This window comes from Bradyrhizobium yuanmingense, from assembly GCF_025200905.1.
GTDB lineage: Bacteria > Pseudomonadota > Alphaproteobacteria > Rhizobiales > Xanthobacteraceae > Bradyrhizobium > Bradyrhizobium yuanmingense.
In genome coordinates this window covers 5,086,304-5,107,852 of record NZ_CP104173.1, presented here as the reverse complement: position 1 = coordinate 5,107,852, position 21,549 = coordinate 5,086,304, and the positions used below count along the sequence as shown (strand labels likewise).

Annotated in this window: 17 protein-coding genes and 1 pseudogene; 14 read left to right on the top strand and 4 right to left on the bottom strand. The window is 61.4% G+C overall.

The window, feature by feature from the left end:
* Window positions 1-5 precede the first annotated feature (5 nt).
* The gene (locus tag N2605_RS24175; RefSeq protein WP_225142695.1) at window positions 6-581 is read left to right on the top strand and encodes a hypothetical protein; all 576 of its coding nucleotides are present in this window, start codon (window positions 6-8) and stop codon (window positions 579-581) included.
* A 45-nt stretch (window positions 582-626) separates the two neighbouring features.
* On the opposite strand, the gene N2605_RS24170 is transcribed toward N2605_RS24175, so the two are convergent.
* Window positions 627-983: a hypothetical protein gene (locus N2605_RS24170; RefSeq protein WP_036007687.1), complete on the bottom strand. Its 357-nt coding sequence runs from the start codon at window positions 981-983 to the stop codon at window positions 627-629.
* 569 nt (window positions 984-1,552) lie between these two features.
* Here N2605_RS24170 and N2605_RS24165 point away from each other — a divergent pair.
* Both N2605_RS24165 and N2605_RS24160 read left to right on the top strand, forming a co-directional pair.
* On the top strand, window positions 1,553-1,738 hold the full coding sequence (locus N2605_RS24165) for a hypothetical protein (RefSeq protein WP_036007684.1): 186 nt from the start codon (window positions 1,553-1,555) through the stop codon (window positions 1,736-1,738).
* Window positions 1,739-1,871: 133 nt separating this feature from the next.
* Entirely contained in the window at window positions 1,872-2,213 is a 342-nt protein-coding gene (locus N2605_RS24160; RefSeq protein ID WP_036007681.1) for a phasin, read from the top strand.
* A 287-nt stretch (window positions 2,214-2,500) separates the two neighbouring features.
* Here the strand turns inward: N2605_RS24160 and N2605_RS24155 are convergent.
* Window positions 2,501-2,817 (bottom strand): annotated as a pseudogene (locus tag N2605_RS24155) (c-type cytochrome).
* 301 nt (window positions 2,818-3,118) lie between these two features.
* Here N2605_RS24155 and N2605_RS36470 point away from each other — a divergent pair.
* Window positions 3,119-3,205, top strand: coding sequence for a hypothetical protein (locus N2605_RS36470; RefSeq protein WP_368736791.1), 87 nt, complete (start codon window positions 3,119-3,121; stop codon window positions 3,203-3,205).
* 143 nt (window positions 3,206-3,348) lie between these two features.
* On the opposite strand, the gene N2605_RS24150 is transcribed toward N2605_RS36470, so the two are convergent.
* Complete coding sequence (locus N2605_RS24150; protein ID WP_260343357.1) at window positions 3,349-5,145, bottom strand: ShlB/FhaC/HecB family hemolysin secretion/activation protein; 1,797 nt, start codon at window positions 5,143-5,145, stop codon at window positions 3,349-3,351.
* Window positions 5,146-5,276: 131 nt separating this feature from the next.
* Between N2605_RS24150 and N2605_RS24145 the strand changes: the two genes are divergently transcribed.
* The 9 genes from N2605_RS24145 to N2605_RS24105 all read left to right on the top strand — a co-directional run bounded on the left by N2605_RS24145 (window position 5,277) and on the right by N2605_RS24105 (window position 20,327).
* A complete protein-coding gene (locus tag N2605_RS24145; protein ID WP_260343356.1) occupies window positions 5,277-6,518 on the top strand; it encodes a FecR family protein in 1,242 nt (413 codons plus the stop codon).
* A gap of 47 nt (window positions 6,519-6,565) precedes the next feature.
* Complete coding sequence (locus tag N2605_RS24140; RefSeq protein WP_036007668.1) at window positions 6,566-9,307, top strand: EAL domain-containing protein; 2,742 nt, start codon at window positions 6,566-6,568, stop codon at window positions 9,305-9,307.
* A 340-nt stretch (window positions 9,308-9,647) separates the two neighbouring features.
* Window positions 9,648-10,628: an ABC transporter substrate-binding protein gene (locus N2605_RS24135; protein ID WP_225150506.1), complete on the top strand. Its 981-nt coding sequence runs from the start codon at window positions 9,648-9,650 to the stop codon at window positions 10,626-10,628.
* A gap of 408 nt (window positions 10,629-11,036) precedes the next feature.
* Window positions 11,037-12,833: a vanadium-dependent haloperoxidase gene (locus tag N2605_RS24130; RefSeq protein ID WP_109145698.1), complete on the top strand. Its 1,797-nt coding sequence runs from the start codon at window positions 11,037-11,039 to the stop codon at window positions 12,831-12,833.
* 649 nt (window positions 12,834-13,482) lie between these two features.
* Complete coding sequence (locus tag N2605_RS24125) at window positions 13,483-13,941, top strand: cache domain-containing protein (protein WP_260343355.1); 459 nt, start codon at window positions 13,483-13,485, stop codon at window positions 13,939-13,941.
* Between the two features lie 256 nt (window positions 13,942-14,197).
* Window positions 14,198-14,404 carry a hypothetical protein gene (locus N2605_RS24120; protein WP_225172380.1) on the top strand — a complete coding sequence of 69 codons (207 nt, stop codon included), beginning with the start codon at window positions 14,198-14,200 and terminating at the stop codon, window positions 14,402-14,404.
* A gap of 969 nt (window positions 14,405-15,373) precedes the next feature.
* On the top strand, window positions 15,374-16,354 hold the full coding sequence (locus N2605_RS24115; protein ID WP_260343354.1) for an ABC transporter substrate-binding protein: 981 nt from the start codon (window positions 15,374-15,376) through the stop codon (window positions 16,352-16,354).
* Window positions 16,355-16,591: 237 nt separating this feature from the next.
* Entirely contained in the window at window positions 16,592-17,932 is a 1,341-nt protein-coding gene (locus tag N2605_RS24110) for an adenylate/guanylate cyclase domain-containing protein (RefSeq protein ID WP_036007665.1), read from the top strand.
* Between the two features lie 457 nt (window positions 17,933-18,389).
* Window positions 18,390-20,327, top strand: a complete 1,938-nt coding sequence (locus tag N2605_RS24105) for an adenylate/guanylate cyclase domain-containing protein (protein WP_036007663.1) — start codon at window positions 18,390-18,392, stop codon at window positions 20,325-20,327.
* Between the two features lie 5 nt (window positions 20,328-20,332).
* On the opposite strand, the gene N2605_RS24100 is transcribed toward N2605_RS24105, so the two are convergent.
* A complete protein-coding gene (locus N2605_RS24100; RefSeq protein ID WP_050992072.1) occupies window positions 20,333-21,166 on the bottom strand; it encodes a metal-dependent hydrolase in 834 nt (277 codons plus the stop codon).
* 186 nt (window positions 21,167-21,352) lie between these two features.
* Here N2605_RS24100 and N2605_RS24095 point away from each other — a divergent pair, with 186 nt between their 5' ends.
* The gene (locus tag N2605_RS24095) at window positions 21,353-21,541 is read left to right on the top strand and encodes a hypothetical protein (protein WP_225130304.1); all 189 of its coding nucleotides are present in this window, start codon (window positions 21,353-21,355) and stop codon (window positions 21,539-21,541) included.
* Window positions 21,542-21,549 lie beyond the last annotated feature (8 nt).

Sequence of the window (21,549 nt, the reverse complement as noted above, 5' to 3'; positions counted from 1 at the left end):
TCCGAGTGGCTCGTGCCCGACGCAACAAGTCCTACAAATTGGCGCAGATCTACGACCGGCGGTCGCGGGAGGTGCCGTTCAACGCCGAGATCGCGGAGGTGGAAGTCGACAATCCGCTCGCGCTCGGTTCCGGCGAGAAGATCCTGGCGATCCGGTCGGTCCGCGGCGATCCGCTTGGCCGGCTGCACGCGCACCATCAGATCGACGAGGCGCAGTACCGCGGCGGCCGCGCCTTCCAGAACGATTGGGAGCGGGCGGAGCGCGGCCCGCAGGCGGTGGATACGACGCGCGAATATGTCGATGGGACGGGCACGCGTGAGGTCGTCACCGAAAGCCAGCGCCAGGCGGTGCTGCGGCTCAACAGGATCGAACGAGAGCTCGGCACCGACGGCGCCGCGCTGGTGCACGACGTGCTGGTGCTGGGTCTGACCATGGATCAGGTTGGGCAGCGTCGTGCCGTCCGCACGCAACGCTGGAACGATTACTTCGCGCGGCGTTTCCGCGAATGCCTGGACCGGCTGGCGCTGATCTACGGCTTCGCGACGGAGACGGGAACGGCGCGCGGGGGCCGACGTGGATGATTGCGGAGCGCCGGCGGTCTCGGCCGCCGGCGTCCCGCCCATTGCTTACGGGTGAGGGACGATCTGGTAAGGCGTGGTGTAGGGCTCGACGCGCAGCGAGGCATGGGCCAGCAGCCCGATCTTGGCTGTCGGTGCCTGCTGTAATTCGCCGTTGGGGCCACGATGCACGTTGTATTGCCAGACGGTGAGATCGCCCTTCTGTGCCAGCGCGTGTGCGACGGCGCTCGCATCATTGCCGCCGAGCGCCTGAAGCTCCTGCGCCGACAGTCCGACGACGATTTCGTCCTTGACGGTGACGATCTTGAACAGGTTCATCTTGGTCTCCTGCGCCCATGCGCCTTGTGTCGAGAGGGTGAGAAGCGCGATTGCGGCGCCCTTGATGAGATCGCAGCGAGAAAGCATGCCGTCGTCCTTTTGGTGCTGAGGCGCGCCCAAATCGAAGAGTTTTCAGCCATGGCGCCCGTGTCTGCGTGGCCGTGCCGCAACGGCTTGGTCGCTCGCGCGAGGACGGCGGTTCACGGTGGACCGGCCGCGAGATCGACTTTCACGCGCTTAATGCAACCGCCGGGACGGATTCAACAAATGCGTGTATCTTGCTGAAGAATCGCCAATTCGTGCGCGCTAACGTGCATTTGACATCGGAAACACGACGAAACCCCGTGTTGATTGACAGCAAGAGGGGCTGTGCGCGTGATTGATGACGCTTCTTGACGCAGGTGGGTGACGGCGATCGATATTCCTGTTATCCGGAAACGCTGTGGCGCGATGCAGACCAAGCATCGCTATACCCACGGTTGGGCTTGCCGGATGGGTTGTTGCTTGGCATAGTTGCAACCAGATGGAGGCCGTCGTTTGGACGCGGTTCAGCCTGCAACCCGGCGGGTCCCTTCGGCCGAACGTTCGTCGCCATAGTTCTGTTGCGGCGTTCGGTTCTCGAGCGGATCACGACCGATGCTTGTCATAGGTGCGAGATGAAAAACCTCAATTTCGCGGCTGAGCTGCATCTCAAGCTCGGTGTGCCTGCAGGCAGCACCGTGGAAAGTCTGCGCCTGCTCCGGGCCTTCCTGAAGCTCGCGCCGCGACAGCGCTTCGAGGTGATCAAGCTGGTCGAAGATCTCGCCACCGACGAAGCTCTTCCCGAGCACCCCTTATCCTAGAGCCCGGCCGCGCGCCCATCCTGCCCATTTTCCTGCCAGAGCAGGCTCCCCGGCATCGTTCGCCGGAGCGCTGGCGGCTGGATGGCGGTCAGGCAAATGTGGTATTCAGACGGAAAAAGGGAGGAGTGAGACCATGATCGAACCGAAAATCGAAGTTCCGGCCGAACTGCGTGATTTGGCCGAGAAGACCATCGACCAGGCCGAAAAGGCCTTCGGCATGTTCTTTGAAGCGGCGACCAAATCGATGTCGTCCGTTCCGGGGGCGGGGACAGAGGTGTCGAAGCAGGCGTTGGCTTTCACGGAGCAGAACATGAAGTCGGCCTTCGAGCATGCGCGCAAGCTGGTGCATGCCACCGACCTCCAGGAGGCGATGCGAATCCAATCCGATTTCCTCCGCAGTCAGTTCACCAGCGCCGGAGATCACATGCGTCAGATGACCGGCAGTCTCATGCAACCCGGCAAGGGCAAGTCCTGATTTTCGGTCTGTGTACAGCGTGCCCACAAATTGATCTTGTATGACGTGAAGATCCGCGCTTCGATACCGGTGCAGGTCCATGATGGGCCACCGAATGATCTCATTCGCCGTCTGTCATCCTTTCTGCTGATCCCTGCCGGTCCACCGGCAGGGATTTGCATTTGCAGCCTTCGTGCAGCCCGGCGTGACCATCCGGGATGAAGCTCAGACTATTGCTGAAGTATGACCTTCGGAAAAGCGCGCCGCTCGGTTTGCGCGAGCGCGGCCTTCGGCGGCCGATCAGGCATCTAACGCAGCGATGCGATGTAGGCCGCGATATCGCCGGCTTCGGTTCGGCTCAGGGGAATTTCGGCATCTTCGGGTGCGGATCGAGCAGGAAGAATGCGAGCCTTTCCGCACTGAAATCCGGCCTGCGCGCGACTGACGCAAAGGAAGGGACGTCGGCGCTCGCCTGAGCCTGTCCGTTCGCCACGACATGGCAGCTCGCGCACCAGCGCCTGGCGAGTTCGGCGCCGTGACCGGCATCAGCACCGAGAGCGGACGACGAGCCGAAGCCAGAGACGAGGCCAAGCAGCAGGAAAATCCGTCTCACATGTCGGAGCATAGGGCAATCTTTCTGCATTCGCTTGCGGCTGCCGCGCTCATCCGCAGCAGGATCCTGGAAATTGCGAGAGATCGATGCGAGCGACGATCGAGCGCAGCAGCCTGCGGGTCGAACGATAGAGATGCCGCATGAATGCCGGCACCCTCGCCGCGGGCAGGCCCTTCGGAACAAGGCTTTTCGTACCAAGACTTCCGGTATAGTGCGACACGTGTCTCTCCGACAGCATGTGGTTTCTTAGCGTGCCGTGTCGGAGCCGCCTTGATCTGCCGCAAAGCGTCCCGGCCAATAGTCGCCCGGGTTCATGATCATTGGGCTCTTCGTATCCGCAGGCGTGAGCGCGCTGCTGGCGCTGTCACGCAGGAAGCGGTCGAGCGTCTCCTCACGATGAGGCTCATCAGCGTCTGTGCCCGTGGAAACTCCGGCCGCGCACTCCGGCCTCATTCTGAGGAGCCCGCCTCAAGCGGGAGTCTCGAAGGATGGCCGCGGGGAAAAGCTGTCAGGATGCGACATCCCGCCCGAAGGACCGGGCGGCTAGAGACAGCTCGCCCGGCCGCGTTCGGGGCAGAGCCGGAACGCGCTCGACAGCGTGAAAAGAAAGCGTGGGCTGCGACGCTCGTTGTCCGGCGCCCGGTAGCTTAAGGGGACGGCGACGCCGAAATCGGCCTGGAGGTCGTCCGGCAGGAAGAAGCGCACACCGGCTCCGGCCGATGTCAGCGACAGCCCGTCGCTCAGGCGATAACCGTGGTTCCAGACTGCGCCAGCGTCGCCAAAGGCATAGAGCTGGTAGCCGGTCCAATAGCGGAAATTGAGCTTCTGGTCGAAGCGCAGCTCGAGCGAGCCGGCAAGGCCGTTGTCGCCGCTGATCTCGGCTGCGCCATAGCCACGGCCGAAGGCCGCGCCGCCGAGATAGAATTGTTGCGAAGTGAACAGCGGGCGCGACGCCGTCTGGCTCGCGGCAGCGAGCTTGAGCGACCAGACATCGTTGAGTGTCTGGTAGCGCGTGAACCAGAGGTTCAGGACCGAGAAGTTCGAGGAGGCTCCGTCGCGTGACAACAGATTGTCCTCGAAATGTGAGGCGCCAAAAACGTCGAGCCCCTGACGGTAGGTCAGAGTCGCAAAATTGGTGCCGCCAAAAGGATCCAACAGCCGGTAGTCGGCGGTCAGGCTCGCCGTCCTGATGTGGTCGTTGTACCAGGGCCCGTAAAGATCATGCTCGGACACATTGCTGAAGGTCGTGGCGGCGGTCAGCGTGAGCGTGGAGGATTGCGACTGCAACGGGACCATGCTGGCACGCAGCTCGAACGCCTGGGTCGTGGTGATGTCGCTATCGAGCCGGCGCATATCGCCCGGCCTTACCGCGCTGTACAGCACGGAAGCACCCAGGCGGACACCGTCGACGCCGACGGGCGCATCGTACGACAGCCGTGCGAAGCCGAGTTGGCGGGGGTCGTTGGCAATGGTCGACAGGTTGACCGCCAATGCATCGCCGGGCGTGAGGTAGGAGTTGAACGCGCCGGTGGCGTAGGTTTGCCAGGGACCGACCGACGAGGATCCGAGATTGTCGAGGCCGAACGAGGAGAAGACGTGCCAGGTTTTCAAGTAGATGGTCAGGCGGAAGCGGCCCGTCGTACCGCCGATCTCCTCCAGCGCAGTGTCGGTGATCCGGACGCCCGGCCTGCCATTGATCAGGAAGAGCTGGCGTTCGAGCGTTGCCAGTCGCGAAGGATGTTCGGTCAGAACCGGCGCCAGCATCGGCCTTATGCCGAACCGCTCTGCACCGTCGCCCTTCAACTCGGCCTGCACGATCGCACCTTCCAGGACCTGAATCCGGACACGGCCGTCGGCGATGTCTTGTGGTGGCACGATGGCGCGGCTCAGATGAAAGCCGGCTTCGCGGTAGAGGTCGCTGATGGCGCCTGCGATCGCGGCCAGATCCGCCTGCGAGACCTTCCGGCCGAGATAAGGCTGGTAGACAGCGGCGATGCGATCAGGGGAAACCGCATGGGCGCCGCCGACGCTGACGCCGCGCAGCACGAATTGCGGCTTGGTATCGCCGCCCGTCGTGGGCTGTCCGACGCTCGGCAACCGGACCGGCGGCCGGCCGAGCGATTCCTGCTCGGTCTGGTTATCAAAATATTTCTCGGGCTGGCGCGGGTCGAAGCCCGGCTGGTTCGCCTGTTGAGCGAGTGCCGCTGGAGTCGCCGCGAAAATTACTGCCGCCGATACCAATGCGGTAAGGAGATGCCGCTTCTCACCGCGCGCGTCGACTTTGTCTCCGTAGTTCGACGGAGGATCTGCCACGGGGCGGTAAGGGTTCGTTAGCCGCATGATTTTTCATAGGTTTTTATGGTCAACGATTGGTTAATCCGGCCGCTCCGCTGGCCGCTTTCCGATAATCCTATCTTGAGTGATTTCGGATACCCCTCAGGCTTGGCTGTAAACGCGGGCTGAGGATCATCATGTTCGGCAGAGTTGGAATGCGGCGCGCCCTGGCGGCGGCGCTGATCCTGGGAACGGCTTCCAGCGCATTCGCGGCGGACGACGGTGTGTGGTCGGTCAGCAAATCCTCGGGCGAGGTCTGGCTTGCGACGAGCGGCGCCCAGCAGGTGTCGTTGACGCCAGAAGGAACGCTGAAACCTGGCGATACCATTCGCACCGGTCGCAACGGGCGCGTTCTCCTCGTCCGCGGCGAGGAAACGATCCTGATCTCTCCCAATTCGGTGGTGGGCCTGCCGGCCGAGAAGAAGGACGGCCTGTCGACCACCATCATCCAGCAGGCGGGTTCGATCCTGCTCGAGGTCGAGAAGCGCAACGTCAAGCATTTCGAGGTCGAGACGCCCTATCTCGCCGCCGTGGTCAAGGGAACGCAGTTCAGCGTCACGGTCGGTGCCGGCAGCACCAAGGTCGGCGTGCTCCGCGGCCAGGTCGAAGTCTCCGATCTCAAGACGGGACAGATTGCGCAAGTGATGCCCGGACAAGCGGCCACCGTCTTCGAACACGGCAAGCCCGGTCTCAGCCTCAGCGGTGCGGGGACGCTCAATCCGATCGAGCAGGGCAAGCCCCGCGCACCCACGACCGAGCGTGTCCCAGTGCCGAAGTCGGGCCTGTCGGCGCCGCGCCATGCGGCCAATGGCCATGCCATCCATGCGCTCGGCCCCATCGACAAGGGAAGCAAGGCGGCCGGCGCACCCAAGGCCTTGGGGCAGGCGGCCGGGGGGCATGCCCCCAAGGCAGGAGCCGTGCGCATTTCGGCCGCGCTGGGAGAGGTCAAGCTGAACGTCCACAAGGCGACGCGCGGCCTTGCGCACGGCGGCGTTCCGCCGGGGCAGGCACGTAACGCGAATGCCAGGGGCGACAGTCAGACGGTCTGGAACGATGGCAAGACGAGCCCGGCTGCATCCAACGGTGCGGCAAGCAGCGGTGCCGCCAGCGCGAACGCCACGATCGCCGCAACGACGGCCGGCGCATCCAGCGATGCCCCGCGAGCAAACAACGGAAAGGACGGTGGCAACGGTAATTCGGGTAACAACAACGGCAACGGCGGCAACAGCGGCAACGGCGGCAATCAAAACAATAGCGGTAACGGCGGCAACAACGGTCACGGTAACAGCAGCCATGCCGACAACGGCGCCACCGGCAATGGCAGAGGCAACAACGGCCACGGCCACGGAAATGGCAGCAATGGGCACGGCAGACGCTGAACTCTAGGTGGACGCGTCCGTCGGGGCGGGTGTGGGGGGAGGCTCGGGTGAAACGCTATCGGCCGCATATTCTTGTCGTGATCGCGCTCGCGGTGGTGTTGTCCACGGGCTGGCACGCTGCGCTTCGCAATGCGCTCACCGATCTTCGATTCAAGTGGCAAACGCGTGCGGCCACCGGCGACATCGTCGTGGTTGGTATCGATGCGCCGTCGATCGACCAGATCGGGGTGTGGCCCTGGCCGCGGCGTCTCCATGCCGAAATGCTGCAAAGGCTGGAAGCGGCAGGCGCGCAGGAGGTTGCCTTCGATGTCGATTTCAGCACGCCGTCGGATCCCGCCTCCGACGCGGCCTTCGCCAAGGCATTGCGAGACGCCGGCGGTTCGACGATCCTGCCATCCTTCAAGCAGCCGACACCGAGGGGCGGCCCGGCCCATGTCAACCGGCCGCTGAAGTCGTTCAGCAACCAGTCGTGGCCGGCTCTCGTCAATGTCGCAATCGAATCCGACGGGCTGGTTCGCCGCTATCCGTTCGGCGAGAAGCTCGGCGATGCTTTCATGCCTTCGATGGCCGTCGTGCTGGCGGGACAGGACGCCAATCGGCGACCGCCCTTTCTAATCGATTTCAGCATTCGCGCACCCTCCATTCCCGCCGTCTCCTATGTCGACGTGCTGCGCGGCGATAGCGCCACGCTCGACAAGCTGAAAGGCAAGAAGGTCATCATTGGCGCCACGGCGCTCGAGCTCGGCGACCGTTTCAGCGTTCCCAACGGCAGTATCATCTCGGGGCCAGTCCTCCAGGCGCTCGCCGCTGAATCGATCCTTCAGAACCGGACCCTGCGCTGGACCTCCGATGTCGGCATGGTGGTCGGACTGGGCGCAATCTGCCTGCTGATGCTGTATTCGTGGCGCCGTATCGCGCCAGGACTTCGCGTCGCAATCCTGATCGCAGCCGGGGCGGTGGTCGAGCTGGCCGCAATCCTTGTGCAGGCAAGATGGCCCCTGGTCATCGATACGTCGCTGTTCCACATCGCCATCGTCGCTTACCTGACCGCGATTGCGCTCGACGAAATCGACTTCCGCAGCCTGCTCGGACGCATCGCCGAGAGCCGCTTTCATCGCATCGCGATGTCGCTCGGCGACGGGCTGGTCTGCACCGACGAGGATCACCGCATCACGGTCTGGAATCCCGGCGCCAGCGCGATCTTCGGCTACATGCCGGCCGAGATCATCGGCCGCCCGTTCGAAACGCTGTGCGCTTTGCCGGCACACGCCGGTGCAAGACCGTCCATGCACGACGCCGCGCGCCAGGCGCTCCTGGTTCCGGGCGGCGCCGTCGTCGTCGAGTTCGAAGGCCGGCGCAAGAACGGCGAAACCTTCCCGGTCGAGGCGAGCTTTTCGGGCTGGCAGGGAACGGACGGCTTTCAATATGGTGCCATCCTGCGCGATATCTCCGTGCGCAAACGTGAAGCCGAACGCATTCGATATCTCGCCGAACATGACGCGCTGACGGGGCTGGCCAACCGGAACATGCTGCATGTGGGCCTGACCGATCTGATCGCCGCGGCGGAGCGACCGTCTTCGAGCGTCGCGTTGCTCGTGCTCGGGCTCGACGGCTTCCAAGAGATCAATAACATGCTAGGGCACTCCGCCGGCGATCTGGTGCTGCGCGCGGTCGCCGAGCGGCTCCGGAGCGAGGTCGGTGGGAAGGCGATCGTCGCCCGGCTCAGCGGGGACGAATTTGCCATCGCGATCGATTGCGCAGAGATCACCGAGCCGGTCGCGGCGGTGACCGAGCGAATCGCGCGCGCGTTCGAAGCCCCTCTCGCAACCGGCACGCGCCAGCACCGGGTCAAGATCAGCGTTGGCGTCGCCGTCTATCCTGAAGGCGGGAGCAACGCCGATGACCTCCTGAGCAACGGCCATCTCGCGCTGACGAAAGCCAAGGCGACCAGGCGCGGCGGCCACGTCGTATTCGAAGCCGCGATCCGGCAGGAGCTCGAGAACCGCTTGAGGCTGGAGGGCGAGCTGGCGCTTGCCGCCGATCGCAGCGAATTCGAGTTGTTCTACCAGCCGCAAGTTCGTCTGATCGACGGCAGCCTGGTCGGAGCCGAAGCGCTGATCCGCTGGCGGCATCCGGTGCGCGGCTACGTCTCGCCGGCCGAATTCATGCCTGTTGTCAACACCTCTGCGCTGTCGGAGCGGATCGCGAACTGGGTGATGGAGACCGCCTGCCGCCAGGCGCGGGCTTGGGAATTGTCCGGCAGCGATGTGCGCGTCGCGATCAACCTCTCACCCTCGCAGCTTCAGTCCGGCGACCTCGCGCATTCCGTTGCAGCGCTGCTCGAAGAGACCGGGCTGGCGCCGTCGCTGCTCGAGATCGAAGTCACCGAAGACATCCTGCTGCATGACGAGCGCCGCGTGCTTGAAATGTTCAAGCGAATTCAGGAGCTCGGCGTCCGGATCCTGTTCGATGATTTCGGCACCGGTTATGCGAGCCTGAGCTATCTCAAGAAGTTTCCGCTCGACGGCCTCAAGATCGACCGGTCGTTCGTCTTCGGTCTTCTGTCGAATTCCGACGACGCCGCCATCGTCGGGTCGACCATCGGCCTCAGCAAGCAGCTCGGTCTCACCGTCGTCGCCGAAGGCATCGAGAACCGCGCAACGGCCGACTTCCTGGTCAGCATGGGATGCGAGGAAGGGCAGGGCTATTTCTTCGGCCGTCCGATGCCCGCCGAGGCGTTTGAGAGACAGTTCCTGGCGGCTGAGCTCGAGACTGTCAGCGCCGCCTGAGCGAGCGGCTTTGGCCTGCGCGTTGACACCAGCACTCCGAATGGAGGCTGGTTGTCTTGGCGAGCACCGTCGCGCGGGTCAACATCCGGTATTCAGCGTCCAGTGACGGTGCCCACATTCCTTGCTTCCCGCGAGTTCGCATCGCGATCTGAGCGCGGAAATGCGCCACGGGGATTGGCCTCGCATGGTCTGCTTTCGAAAGCTGAGCGGAGAGGCCTCTTGAAGTGCGCAGGGCAGCTTTTGACCCAACTCGGACATCGGACCGCGGCGAAGCCGGTTTCATCCCTACCAAAACGCTGGCCTCAGTCATATGATGCCGTCGTCTGCGGTTGAGGTAGGTATGAGGCGCCGGGATTTGCTTGGTGCTCTTGCTGGTCTGGTGGCCGTGCGGCCGGTAACGGGCCGCGCGCAGCAATCCCCTCGATTGCCAACCATCGGGTTCTTGGGTCAGAGCACCCCTTCGGTCGAGCGCCAACGGCTTGCTGCATTCTTGAAGCGACTGAGTGAACTCGGATGGATCGAGGGGCGAACAGTCGCGATTGAGTATGCGTGGGGCGAAGGAAACAGTGAACGCTTCGCTAAATTTGCGACGGATTTCGTTCGGCTTAGAGTCGATGTCATTGTAACCTCGGGGACCGCAAACGTTATCGCGGCGATGCAGGCAACATCGGTTATTCCGATCGTGTTCGCGGTGGCGGGAGACCCAGTTGCAAACAAACTGGTTGCGAGTTTGGCGAAACCTGGCGGCAACGTCACGGGCCTCTCGACGGTAGCAACCGATCTTGCCGGCAAGCGCCTAGAACTTTTGCGCGAGGCCATTCCAAGTCTTCGGCGTTTGGCAGCTATTGGGAACATTGGCAATTCCTTGTCTGCACTGGAGCTTAGTGAAGTGCAAGCGGCGGCGGCGAGGCTTGGTCTTGAGACCGACATCCTCACAATTCGTCAAGCAGAGGACATCCCGTCTGCCTTCGAGGCGCTAAAAGGTGGTGCAGGGGCATTGTATATAGTTGCCGATCCGCTTGTGAATACCCACCGCGATCGGATCCAGACTTTAGCAATGGGAGCGCGACTGCCAACAATCTATAACGCCAGAGAGCACGTCGAAGCGGGTGGCCTCATGTCTTATGGGCCGAATTTTACGGATTTGTATCGCCGCGCTGCCGAATACGTCGACAGGATTTTGCGTGGAGCAAAACCCGCTAATCTTCCGGTGGAGCAGCCGGCCAAGTTCGACTTCGTCGTAAACTTGAGGACCGCCAAGGCCCTCGGCCTAGCTTTGCTGCCGTCGATGCTTGCCCGCGCAGATGAAGTGATCGAATAGAGCTGTTGTTTGCTGCGGCGCATGAGTCCGTTCATGGCCCTTCTGCGAAGTTGCGCCTTGGCGGTCGGAAGTCCGCTCGTTGAGCCAGAGCGGACCAGAGTTGCTCAACCTGAGTTCTTCGCATTGTGACCCTAAGCGGAAGTCGTCCAAAGATTCAGGCGTCTTTTCCGGACGCACGAGATCGTGTACTCTTTAAATAGCTGTCGTCGCAGGCGGGAATGCCGAATTCCTCGCGGGACTGAACGGACAGCAGTCGTGCCATCGGCAGCATTGCACTCGAAAAACCGACTTCCTTTTTCGCCGGTCCTTCAGCATTCGCATTCCAACGCGGGTGCGCACAAGGCGCGCCCGGATGCTTTGAATCTGAAACGCGGGCCCCAGAGCGTGCCTGCGAGGGAGGAGATCTCCATGGCTGACCACCCCACTATTTCGACTGAATATGACCTGGCATCGCCGACCCTGCCGACCACGGCGGTCACTCGCCGCTCGCTCCTCGGCGGGGCCGGCATCGCAGTTGGCGCCGCCGTGCTTGCGTCTCCGCCGGGTATGTCCGGAGTAGCCCCGGCCGCGGCGCAGACCGTGGGCGTGGGCACGGAGGCGCGACCGCTCGACGCGGCGCTCAAGCGCCGCGCCTTCGAAGTCCGAGCGGCCTGCGCGAGCAATAACGAGAAAATTCCCATCGCGCCCCACCCGGCGAACGGCGATGAGGCGCGCTACACCAACAAGATCGGTTCCGATACGCGGGGCCTGCCGCACGACAAACGCGGCGAAGTGGAACAAGCTGCTTGGCAGGCTTTCTATATTGCTTGTCAGTCGGGCGATCCCGCTGATTTCGAGAAAATCCCGCTCGGCGGCACGCGCAAACTGGTCAATCCGGTAGGCACGCTGGCCGTCAGCCTGAGCGGCATGAACCCTACTCAGATTGCGCTACCGCCGGCGCCGACCCTTGCAAGTGCGGAGCGCGGCGGCGAGGCGGTCGAGGTATACTGGCAATCCCTGCTTCGTGATGTTCCGCTTACCGAGTTGCGCGACGACACCTCCAACCGCGACGTGCTTGCAGCGACCGAGGAAATCAACAAGCTTGCGGATTTCCGCGGGCCGAAGTCTGGTGGTCGGGTCACACCCGGTACGCTGTTTCGTGCCAATGCGCTTTACTTCGACCCGGCTGACCCGAAGGGCCGCTCCGTCACGCCTCCAGGCGTTCTGGACGGCCCGCTGATCTCGCAATTCCTGCTCCGGGACGTGCCCTATGCCGCACAGTGGATTAGTGCTCAAATTCGCGCCGCGTTGCCCGCGAGCGAATTCCTGACCGAATACGAAGAGTGGCTGGCGATCCAGAACGGCGCCGCGGCGAAACGCCGGTTGCAATTCGAGGCGACACCGCGATACATCACGACAGGAAGAGATCTCGCGGAGTATGTCCGCGCTGGTCCCGCACTCGGGTGGGCAGCAGCGCTGATGCTTGCAACCCCCGGCGGCGGAACGGACCAACGGTACTCCGGGATGTATCCAGTGACGGAGCCCGTATCCTACCCGTCTAGCCCCTATCGGAAATCGAAAACACAGGGCCCTGGAGGAGGCACATTCGGATTGGCCTATGTGCAGGCACTACTCACCACGGGGATCAGCAACTCCGTCCGCGCGTCCTACTGGCAGAAGTATTTCGTGCACCGGGCCGTGCGACCGGAAGCCTATGGCGGTCTGGCGCACCATCGCCTCGCCAATGGCGTGAGCGACTACCCGTTGCATGACAGCTTCCTGAAATCGGAAGCCCTCGATCGCAGTAAAGCGAAATACGGCACCTACCTCTTGTCACAAACCTATCCGGAAGCCGCGCCCCTTCACTCCACCTATCCCGGCGGTGCCACGGGCGTCGGTGCCGTTACGGCTACCATATTGAAGGCGTTTTTCGACGAGAGCCGCGTCATCATCAACCCGGTACAGCCCGATCCGGCTGACCCGACGAAGCTCATGCCCTATGACGGCCCGCCACTCACGGTTGGTGGAGAGTTGAACAAGCTCGCGGTGAATTTCGGTTTCGGACGGAATTGGGCGGGCATCCACTGGCGTTCCGACGCTTCGGCCTCAATGGCGATCGGCGAAGAAGTGGCTATCGGCATGCTGCGGGACGAGCGCATGACCCTCCGCGAACCTTTCGACGGCTTTTCCTTCACGCGCTTCGACGGCAGCCGCGTGACGATCTGACAGCAGTCGGGCGACGCCCCCCGCCGTGGGGCGCCGCCCCGGTCCTGTGCAGAGTAGTGGAAGCGTTTATGCCCGATAGCCTATTGGTGGGAGCTGAGCGCGGCGCCTGCTCAATCAACGAGGACCCAAGCCGGGGGCGACTCTCGTTCTGATCATCTTATGATGCGTGGTTGACCTGACCCGTGAACCGCAAACTTTCAATGACCGGAGCAGCCCACCAAATGCTTGCTTACCAACAATCTTAAAGACAGCGAAATTGCTCGGCATCGAGATTCCGGCATTCTTTCTCGACTGTGCCGACGAGGTGATCGAGTAGGCACAGTCCACTTCCGGAATTGGCACATCTGCGAAGTCGCGCTGGGTCTCACGGAGCTCCGCTCATCGCGGCGGAGCGGACCAGATTTGCTCAACCTGAGTTCTTCGCGTTTTGACCCATAGCGGACATTTTGGATCTTCCAGCACTTGCGAAAAAGATGTAATTTAGCGGATAGGTGCATTGACGCCGGTAGCGCAGCGCGTCGTCAACGCTCGTTTCCACGAGCGCAGACCAACTCGAAAGCTGTGCACAGAAAACCGAAGTAGGAGAGCAGCCAGCGTGAACCGTCGTTCCTGCCGACGGTTTACACATCCTGTCTTGGGAGGGATCTCGATGAAGGCGTCGGCCCCTCGTTTCGCGTTAGCAGCGATGTCATCAATTGCGAGCATTGGACCTGGTATCGCGGCTGAACCGTTGGAAGCACGAGACATGCTTGAGCTTGCGGTCTTGGCCTTGAAAGGGGATGAGGCGACAGCGCTCGAAATGTTCAATAGGGGCCATCCCGCGTTCAGGCGCGGCGACCTCTACGTCTACTGTGCGGACGCGAACGGCAAAATCCTCGCCCACGGCCTGCCGGACTTGATCGGCCGCGATCTTGCGGCGCTGAAGGACAAGACCGGCAAGGAGTTTGGCCTCCAGCTGCTGAACGAAGCGCGCTGGGAGCGGATTAAGGTTATCGGCTACTATCTGCCCAAGCCCAATGCCAGCAAAGAAGTGTACAAAGAAGACTACTTCACCAAGGTAGGGAAGCTCACTTGTGGTGTCGGTTACTACAGCACCAAGGACGAATAGTCAGGTCCTTGCGGGCCGCTGGGCTGAGACGGTCGAGATAGAATGTCCGATTCTGGGCCCTTAGCTGACCAATCGCGGCATGGTGCGCCACGGCAGCTTGTGGCCCGATAGCGAAGTTCGGTTTGGCTCAGATATGGTCCGCTGATCGGGGCACACCGGAAGTGTCACGGTTCAAACCGGCGCTTTTGACCTCAAGCGGCCCTAGAATGTTTGTCAAGCCTGATGAACAATCTTCCGCTTTCCGCATTCAAAATGAATGGAGATCGACCGGGAAAATCTGGCAATCAGCGCGCTCTGTCGAGAGCTGGCCAAGGTGTTTTCAGGAGAGATCAGCGACCGAGACTTGCCGGACATGAAAACGGAGCTGCTTGCTCGGCTTCGCGATGCTGCGGCAGCCGAGGCTCGCCAGCTGGATTGCGATAACGCTGTGCTCTTTGGCCGCCGTGTGCGCGGTCGGGTTTAGTTGGCAAGGCGACAACGGACGGTGGCTGGCCTCCCAGGGCAGTTTGCCCGTGACCCGCACCGGACCTCGCGAACATTTCAATGCCGGCGGAGGGTCTCCGATACAACATAGGATATAGGTACATTTCTGGATTGAACTGCTTAACGATCTAATCGACCCATAAATATTCTCAAAAAAGACCATGGGAGCCGCAATGTCCTCTCCAGAAGAAGACGATCGGCGCGAGTTTTTAAAATCCTGCGGCAGGTTCGCCTCCGTAACACCTCCGGAGATCACAGCCTTGCTTACGACCTCTCTTACTAGCAGCGCAATTACCAGCACCTTGGGCGGGGGTCGTGTATGCCTAATAACTATCGCTCAGGGCAGAAGGCTGCCCGAGAGGCAGCCTTAGACTGTCACCGGTTCTTGCCGCTGGTTAACGAAGCGAGAAGCTGGGCAATCGCGGCGACTTGCACTTTCAGGATTGGGGCCCCGCGAGGATCGGCGGCACGTGCTGAACGAGCGCCTCCGATTGCCAAGGCCTCTCTCTCATTGGCCGGATAGGCGGCTGCTTACTTGACCACATCTCTCCGCTCGGACGTGTCGGCTGATGGCCCATCTGCGAAGTTGCGCCGCATCTGCCGGAGGTCCGCTCACCCTTCCTCAACGGAAGTCGCGCGGTAGCATAGGGCGTTGGGCTCCGTCGCTTTTTGGCACTCTCAACGCGGCTGGCGACACAAACGCGGTGCGAGAATACATCGAAGGCTTTATCTGATATCTCTCAGCTCTATGTCCGCCTTTGGCCCGATGGCGAAGTTCGATTTGGCTCAGATATGGTCTGCTGATCGGGGCAGACCGGAAGTGACACGGCGCCCTTCAAACCGGCGCTTTTGACCCAACTCGGACATCGGACCGCGGCGAAGCCGGTTTCATCCCTACCAAAACGCTGGCCTCAGTCATATGATGCCGTCGTCTGCGGTTGAGATAGGTATGAGGCGCCGGGATTTGCTTGGTGCTCTTGCTGGTCTGGTGGCCGTGCGGCCGGTAACGGGCCGCGCGCAGCAATCCCCTCGATTGCCAACCATCGGGTTCTTGGGTCAGAGCACCCCTTCGGTCGAGCGCCAACGGCTTGCTGCATTCTTGAAGCGACTGAGTGAACTCGGATGGATCGAGGGGCGAACAGTCGCGATTGAGTATGCGTGGGGCGAAGGAAACAGTGAACGCTTCGCTAAATTTGCGACGGATTTCGTTCGGCTTAGAGTCGATGTCATTGTAACCTCGGGGACCGCAAACGTCATCGCGGCGATGCAGGCAACATCGGTTATTCCGATCGTGTTCGCGGTGGCGGGAGACCCAGTTGCAAACAAACTGGTTGCGAGTTTGGCGAAACCTGGCGGCAACGTCACGGGCCTCTCGACGGTAGCAACCGATCTTGCCGGCAAGCGCCTAGAACTTTTGCGCGAGGCCATTCCAAGTCTTCGGCGTTTGGCAGCTATTGGGAACATTGGCAATTCCTTGTCCGCACTGGAGCTTAGTGAAGTGCAAGCGGCGGCGGCGAGGCTTGGTCTTGAGACCGACATCCTCACAATTCGTCAAGCAGAGGACATCCCGTCTGCCTTTGAGGCGCTAAAAGGTGGTGCAGGGGCATTGTATATAGTTGCCGATCCGCTTGTGAATACCCACCGCGATCGGATCCAGACTTTAGCAATGGGAGCGCGACTGCCAACAATCTACAACGCCAGAGAGCACGTCGAAGCGGGTGGCCTCATGTCTTATGGGCCGAATTTTATGGATTTGTATCGCCGCGCTGCCGAATACGTCGACAGGATTTTGCGTGGAGCAAAACCCGCTAATCTTCCGGTGGAGCAGCCGGCCAAGTTCGACTTCGTCGTAAACTTGAGGACCGCCAAGGCCCTCGGCCTAGCTTTGCTGCCGTCGATGCTTGCCCGCGCAGATGAAGTGATCGAATAGAGCTGTTGTTTGCTGCGGTGCATGAGTCCGTTCATGGCCCATCGTGTCACATTGGTGAGCAAGATCGGCCGGACCGGTCGCGTTTGACCCGAAACGCACATCGCGGCCGCACCTGGTTCCCCAGTCGCGCCGGTACTTACGGGTGGGCGGCAGCCAAATTCTCCACCGAATTTCGCTAGCCTGACGCGGAATGAGGTGCGACACTCGCGCCCGCGGTTTGTCACGCAGTAGGCCACCATGGCTGACATCCCGGCCACTCACTATGTCAAAAGTGACGACGTCCATATTGCCTATCAGGTGATGGGCGACGGTCCGCGCGACCTGCTGTTCGTCCCAGGTTTTGTCTCCAATGTCGAAGCGCTCTGGCAATCGCCGGCACGCGCTTCCTTTTTCCGCAAGCTTGCAACGTTTGCGCGGGTCATCACGTTCGACAAGCGCGGCACCGGAATGTCCGATCGCGGTTCCCAAATCTTCACGCTTGAACAGCGGATGCACGACGTGCAGGCGGTGCTGGACCAGGTTGGTTCTCAGCGGGCCACCTTGTTTGGCGTGTCCGAGGGCGGTCCGATGTCGCTGCTCTATGCAGCTACGTATCCCGAACGCACGTCAGCTCTGGTGCTTTGTGGCACTTATGCGCGACGCTCGTGGGCCCCTGACTACGCATTCGCGTGGACCGATGCGCAGTGGAGCGCTTTCCTCGATGACATTGAGCACCATTGGGGTTCGGCAGATGCGATGAGTTTGCTGATGTGGGCGCCTAGCCTCGCTGGCAATAAGCAGGCACTTGAGCAAACCGCCGCCTACTTCAGGGCCTCGGCAAGCCCCGGCGCGGCATCGTCGATCATGCGCATGAACCGGGAGATCGATGTCAGGGACATCCTACCCGTGACGCGTGTGCCGACCTTGATTTTGCATCGCACCGATGAGCGCGTCATTGACGTGAAGCATGCGCGCTACATGGCGCAGCAGATTCCTTGCGCCAAACTGATTGAGCTCAGCGGTCAGGACCATATGGTCTGGGCTGGCGATCAGGATGCAATTATCAATGAGGTCGAAGAGTTCGTCACCGGGCATCGGCAAGCAGCGGAGCCGGACAGGGTGCTTGCAACTGTGCTGTTTGTCGACATTGCGGGATCGACGGAGCGCGCGGCCGCTCTCGGCGACGGCGCCTGGCGCGTGCTGCTGGATGCGTTCTATGCCAAAGCTCGGGGCGTGCTCGGCCAGTATCGCGGCCGCGAAGTCAATACCGCCGGCGACGGTTTCCTTGCCACGTTCGATGGCCCTGCGCGCGCTGTGCGTTGCGCAAGCGCAATCGGCGACGCGGTGCGCCCACTCGATCTGAAGGTCCGTTGCGGTTTGCATACCGGCGAGTGCGAATTCGTCGCTCACGATATTGTTGGCATTGCCGTGCATATTGGTGCACGTGTGGCCGCGCTAGCTGCCCCGGGTGAAGTTCTGGTCTCACAGACGGTTCGCGATCTCGTGGCAGGCTCTGGATTGACGTTTGAGGAGCGCGGCCGCCACATTCTCAAAGGCGTTCCCGACAAATGGCGTCTGTTCCGTGCGGTAACGACCTAGCACGTCTTCACCCGCCATGCGGTCAACGCACCGATGACCGCTTTTGGCCCACCGCTGACTTCGCCTCTTAGGCTCGCAGCGTCCGCTTCCGAGGGCTGAGGGGAAACCGTCGCCGGAGCCGCCGAGGGCAGCCTTTGCCCCAAAGCCGACCTGCCGCAATGGAATGAATGCAGACGACAAGGAGCTGCCCGAGCCAACACGGCCTTACTCGAACATACCCGGCTAGGCTTTCCTGCCTGACGACGGATCACCGGTCGGACGTCAGCGACTGGGGTCCGGACGGAGTACATCAGTCCTGATTCAAGCCGGTCCGAGTGTCAGCGGTGGCGTCCGCTGGGCGTCGACTCGCCGGACAGCCGACCCTCACGTACCAAAGCCTCGCTTCGTACCCCGCTGTGCCTTGAAACCTTGCATCTCAAGCTGCAGAATTGCCAGGCACCCCAAAGGCTGACGATGGATGCCGCTGCGGCAGGAACAACGGGTTGAGCGGCACCTTGCCGCGATTTTTGCGGCGGACGTCGCGGGCTACTCGCGATTGGTAGGCCTGGACGAACTCGGCACCTTGAAAAGCCTCGCCAGCGCGCGTGAGGTCATGGACACTCTCATTGAGGAGCATGGGGGCCGGATTGCCAACACTGCGGGGGACAGCGTCCTGGCGGAGTTCCCGAGCGCGGTCGATGCCGTTCAATGCGGCGTTGCGGTCCAGGGTCGACTGCTAGAAATGGGACGAGAGATCGCTCGAGACCGGCGTGTCCAGTTCCGGATCGGTATTCACGTGGGGGATGTCGTAGCGCGCGGGCGAGATCTGCTTGGAGATGGGGTCAATGTCGGCGCGCGGCTCCAAGAAGTCGCCGAGCCAGGGGGCGTGTGCATCTCGGGCGCCGTCTACGAGCAGGTCCACAAGGCGCTCCCATTCTCTTTCAAGAATCTGGGTCTTAAAAAACTCAAGAACATCGACCGAGCGGTCCAGGCCTACGCTGTTTCGAGCGAGAGCCTGGGTTCGGCGCGGACGGGCTTCGCCGACCCGACCGCGCACGATGGCGCGTCGCAGCGGGCGCGAAGCATTGCCCTTGCTGCGATCGCCGTCGCTTCCCTGGTGCTTGCGAGCGCGGGCGGAGCCGTGTGGTGGATGGGGGCCCAGCAGCGAGGCGGGGTGCAGAACGCGGGCGACAGCACCCCGGTGCGGTCCGACAAACCCTCAGTTGCCGTGCTGCCGTTCTCCAATCTCAGCGACGACAAAGCCCAAGAATACTTCTCGGATGGGATTACCGATGATGTGATCAACGAGCTTTCCAAAGTGGCCGGGCTCTTCGTCGTCGCCCGCAACTCCACCTTTACCTTCAAGAACACTGCCGTGGACGTGCGAAAGGCCGCTGCGGATCTCGGGGTCCGCTACGTGGTGGAAGGCAGCGTGCGCCGAGCCGCGGACCGGATTCGCATCAACGTTCGACTGGTCGATGCGGCGAGCGGCGGGCAGCTCTGGGCAGATCGCTACGAGGGCGCGATGGGAGATGTTTTCGGGCTGCAAGACGAAATCGCCGGCAAGATCACGCGAACATTGGCGGTTCAGTTGACATCCAAGGAGCAGGGGCAAATCGCCACCAAGCGCACCGAAAACCCGGTGGCCTACGACGAATTCCTGAAGGGTTGGAACAGGTACCTTCAGCAGAATCCGAAGGCCGCGCGCGAGGCGATCGGCCACTTCGAGCGAGCGATCGAAATCGAGCCGAATTACTCTCGTGCTTTTGCTGCGCTCGCGGCCACATACTGGCAGATTGCAAGGAGACAATGGCAGGAAGAGAGGTTCGGGCTAAGATCGGTGCACGATGCGCGCTTGAAGGCTGAAGAGTACATCACAAAAGCACAACAGTCTCCGATTTCCCTCAATCATCAGGTCGCTTCGGCCATTCTGTCTCAGCAAGGAATGCACGAGAAGGCGATCAAAGAGGGAGAGCGAGCAATCAGCATGGATCCCAACGACGCGAACGCCTACGTCGCGCTCGCTGGAGCGTTGAGCTTAGCCGGTCAGCCGGCCAAGGCTCTTGAGCTCGTCCTCCATGGCATGCGGCTCAATCCATTCTCCCCACCTTCTTACTTTTATGAACTCGGATTGGCCCAATTCGGGTTGGAGCAATTTCAAAGTGCAGCGGCAAGCTTGGAGCGGGCTATCGCTCTCAATTCAGACGACCGATGGGCTTATCGTGTACTTCTCGCCGCCTACGGCCATTTGGGCCGGAAAGCGGACGCTGAACGGATCTTTTCGTTGGCCGAGAAGAATCGACAGGGACTAGACCCACTCTCTATTCGAGGAACTGCTTTCTGGTATCCCTTCAAGGATTCAGCGGATTGGGAACGCATGGCGACGGGCCTTAGACTCGCCAACGTGCCCGATTAGCGGCCTCAAAATCTCATTACCTGACCTGGGGCGACGTCCAAGACCTGGACACTAGTAGATCCTAAAGCTTTCTTGAATTCGGCCGGGGTTCGGTTCAGCACCGGAAAGGTGCCGTAGTGTATTGGTATCACCGCTTTCGGCTTGATCAGCTCCCGAACCGCGTAAGCGGCTTCGTCGGGCCCCATGGTGAAAAAGCCCCCGATGCACACCAGCGCGAGGTCCGGGTTGTGGAGCTCCCGAATGAGCGCCATGTCGCCAAAGGCGCTGGTGTCGCCCGTGTGGTAGACCTTGAAGCCGTTCTCCATCTCAATCACGTAGCCAACGGAAACTCCGGCCCCTCCGCCTTGCCGGATGGATGCTGACTGGTCAGGGTTCCTTATGCCGAGAATATTGTAGTCGAGCGACGAGCTGTGATCGGCCGGCACCATATGGATCTTGACGCCCCGGCCGAGCGGCTCGGCCATGCCGCCCCTATTCATGGCAATGACGTTGTTCTCTTCAAGGAGACCCAGCGCGACAAGATTTCGTCCGAACTCGTAATTGGCAAGAACCTTGGCGCCCGTCAGACGTGCCAGATCGAGGAGATCGGAAATATGATCCTGGTGGCCGTGCGTCACTAGGATCAGGTCCACTTTTCCAATCGCCTTCAAGTCCCGGTACTCAGGCGGCGTCTTCGGGTTTCTGGTGAGGAAGGGATCAATCACTATCACTTTGCCGGCGACACTAGTGATGCGGGTCGTTGCGTGCCCAAGCCAAAGCACTTCCACCGGTTGGGCTGCGGGATAGCCCGGGACGATCACGAGAAAGAAGCTCACAAAGAGAGCCCACTTGGCTTTCATTGGAAACTCCGAACAACCGCTTCTGCTTTCGTGATTACTCTATCACGGTATTCGACGGAGTCGCACGCGATCCGACTGAGAGCCCCGCGGAACTTGGAACCATGTTCAGACGATCTAATTGGAACGTTGTCCATCTCAGCTGAGGACCAGCAGCTGGTAAGCATCTTGATGAGGAGGGAGCCAAAAATGGACGACGAACGAAAATCATCAAAAGCGGGGAAACGGGCCGCTGAAGGCTTGCGCGAAGCAGCTTCCAAGGAGGAAGAAAAAACCGAGAGCAAGATGGGGCAGGATCTAGCTAAGGGCGCTGATCGTTTCGAAGAGCGCTCGAAAAGCTCTGATGGAAGAAGCGCAGGCGAGAAACAAAAAGACTGAATCCACCA

What these genes read in the sequence shown, in the direction of transcription:
- N2605_RS24170 (WP_036007687.1), bottom strand. Translation starts at nt 983, where the DNA reads ATGCTTTCTCGCTGCGATCTCATCAAGGGCGCCGCAATCGCGCTTCTC.
- N2605_RS24165 (WP_036007684.1), top strand. Translation starts at nt 1,553, where the DNA reads ATGAAAAACCTCAATTTCGCGGCTGAGCTGCATCTCAAGCTCGGTGTG.
- N2605_RS24160 (WP_036007681.1), top strand. Translation starts at nt 1,872, where the DNA reads ATGATCGAACCGAAAATCGAAGTTCCGGCCGAACTGCGTGATTTGGCC.
- N2605_RS36470 (WP_368736791.1), top strand. Translation starts at nt 3,119, where the DNA reads ATGATCATTGGGCTCTTCGTATCCGCAGGCGTGAGCGCGCTGCTGGCG.
- N2605_RS24150 (WP_260343357.1), bottom strand. Translation starts at nt 5,145, where the DNA reads ATGCGGCTAACGAACCCTTACCGCCCCGTGGCAGATCCTCCGTCGAAC.
- N2605_RS24145 (WP_260343356.1), top strand. Translation starts at nt 5,277, where the DNA reads ATGTTCGGCAGAGTTGGAATGCGGCGCGCCCTGGCGGCGGCGCTGATC.
- N2605_RS24135 (WP_225150506.1), top strand. Translation starts at nt 9,648, where the DNA reads ATGAGGCGCCGGGATTTGCTTGGTGCTCTTGCTGGTCTGGTGGCCGTG.
- N2605_RS24130 (WP_109145698.1), top strand. Translation starts at nt 11,037, where the DNA reads ATGGCTGACCACCCCACTATTTCGACTGAATATGACCTGGCATCGCCG.
- N2605_RS24125 (WP_260343355.1), top strand. Translation starts at nt 13,483, where the DNA reads ATGAAGGCGTCGGCCCCTCGTTTCGCGTTAGCAGCGATGTCATCAATT.
- N2605_RS24120 (WP_225172380.1), top strand. Translation starts at nt 14,198, where the DNA reads ATGGAGATCGACCGGGAAAATCTGGCAATCAGCGCGCTCTGTCGAGAG.
- N2605_RS24115 (WP_260343354.1), top strand. Translation starts at nt 15,374, where the DNA reads ATGAGGCGCCGGGATTTGCTTGGTGCTCTTGCTGGTCTGGTGGCCGTG.
- N2605_RS24110 (WP_036007665.1), top strand. Translation starts at nt 16,592, where the DNA reads ATGGCTGACATCCCGGCCACTCACTATGTCAAAAGTGACGACGTCCAT.
- N2605_RS24105 (WP_036007663.1), top strand. Translation starts at nt 18,390, where the DNA reads ATGCCGCTGCGGCAGGAACAACGGGTTGAGCGGCACCTTGCCGCGATT.
- N2605_RS24100 (WP_050992072.1), bottom strand. Translation starts at nt 21,166, where the DNA reads ATGAAAGCCAAGTGGGCTCTCTTTGTGAGCTTCTTTCTCGTGATCGTC.
- N2605_RS24095 (WP_225130304.1), top strand. Translation starts at nt 21,353, where the DNA reads ATGGACGACGAACGAAAATCATCAAAAGCGGGGAAACGGGCCGCTGAA.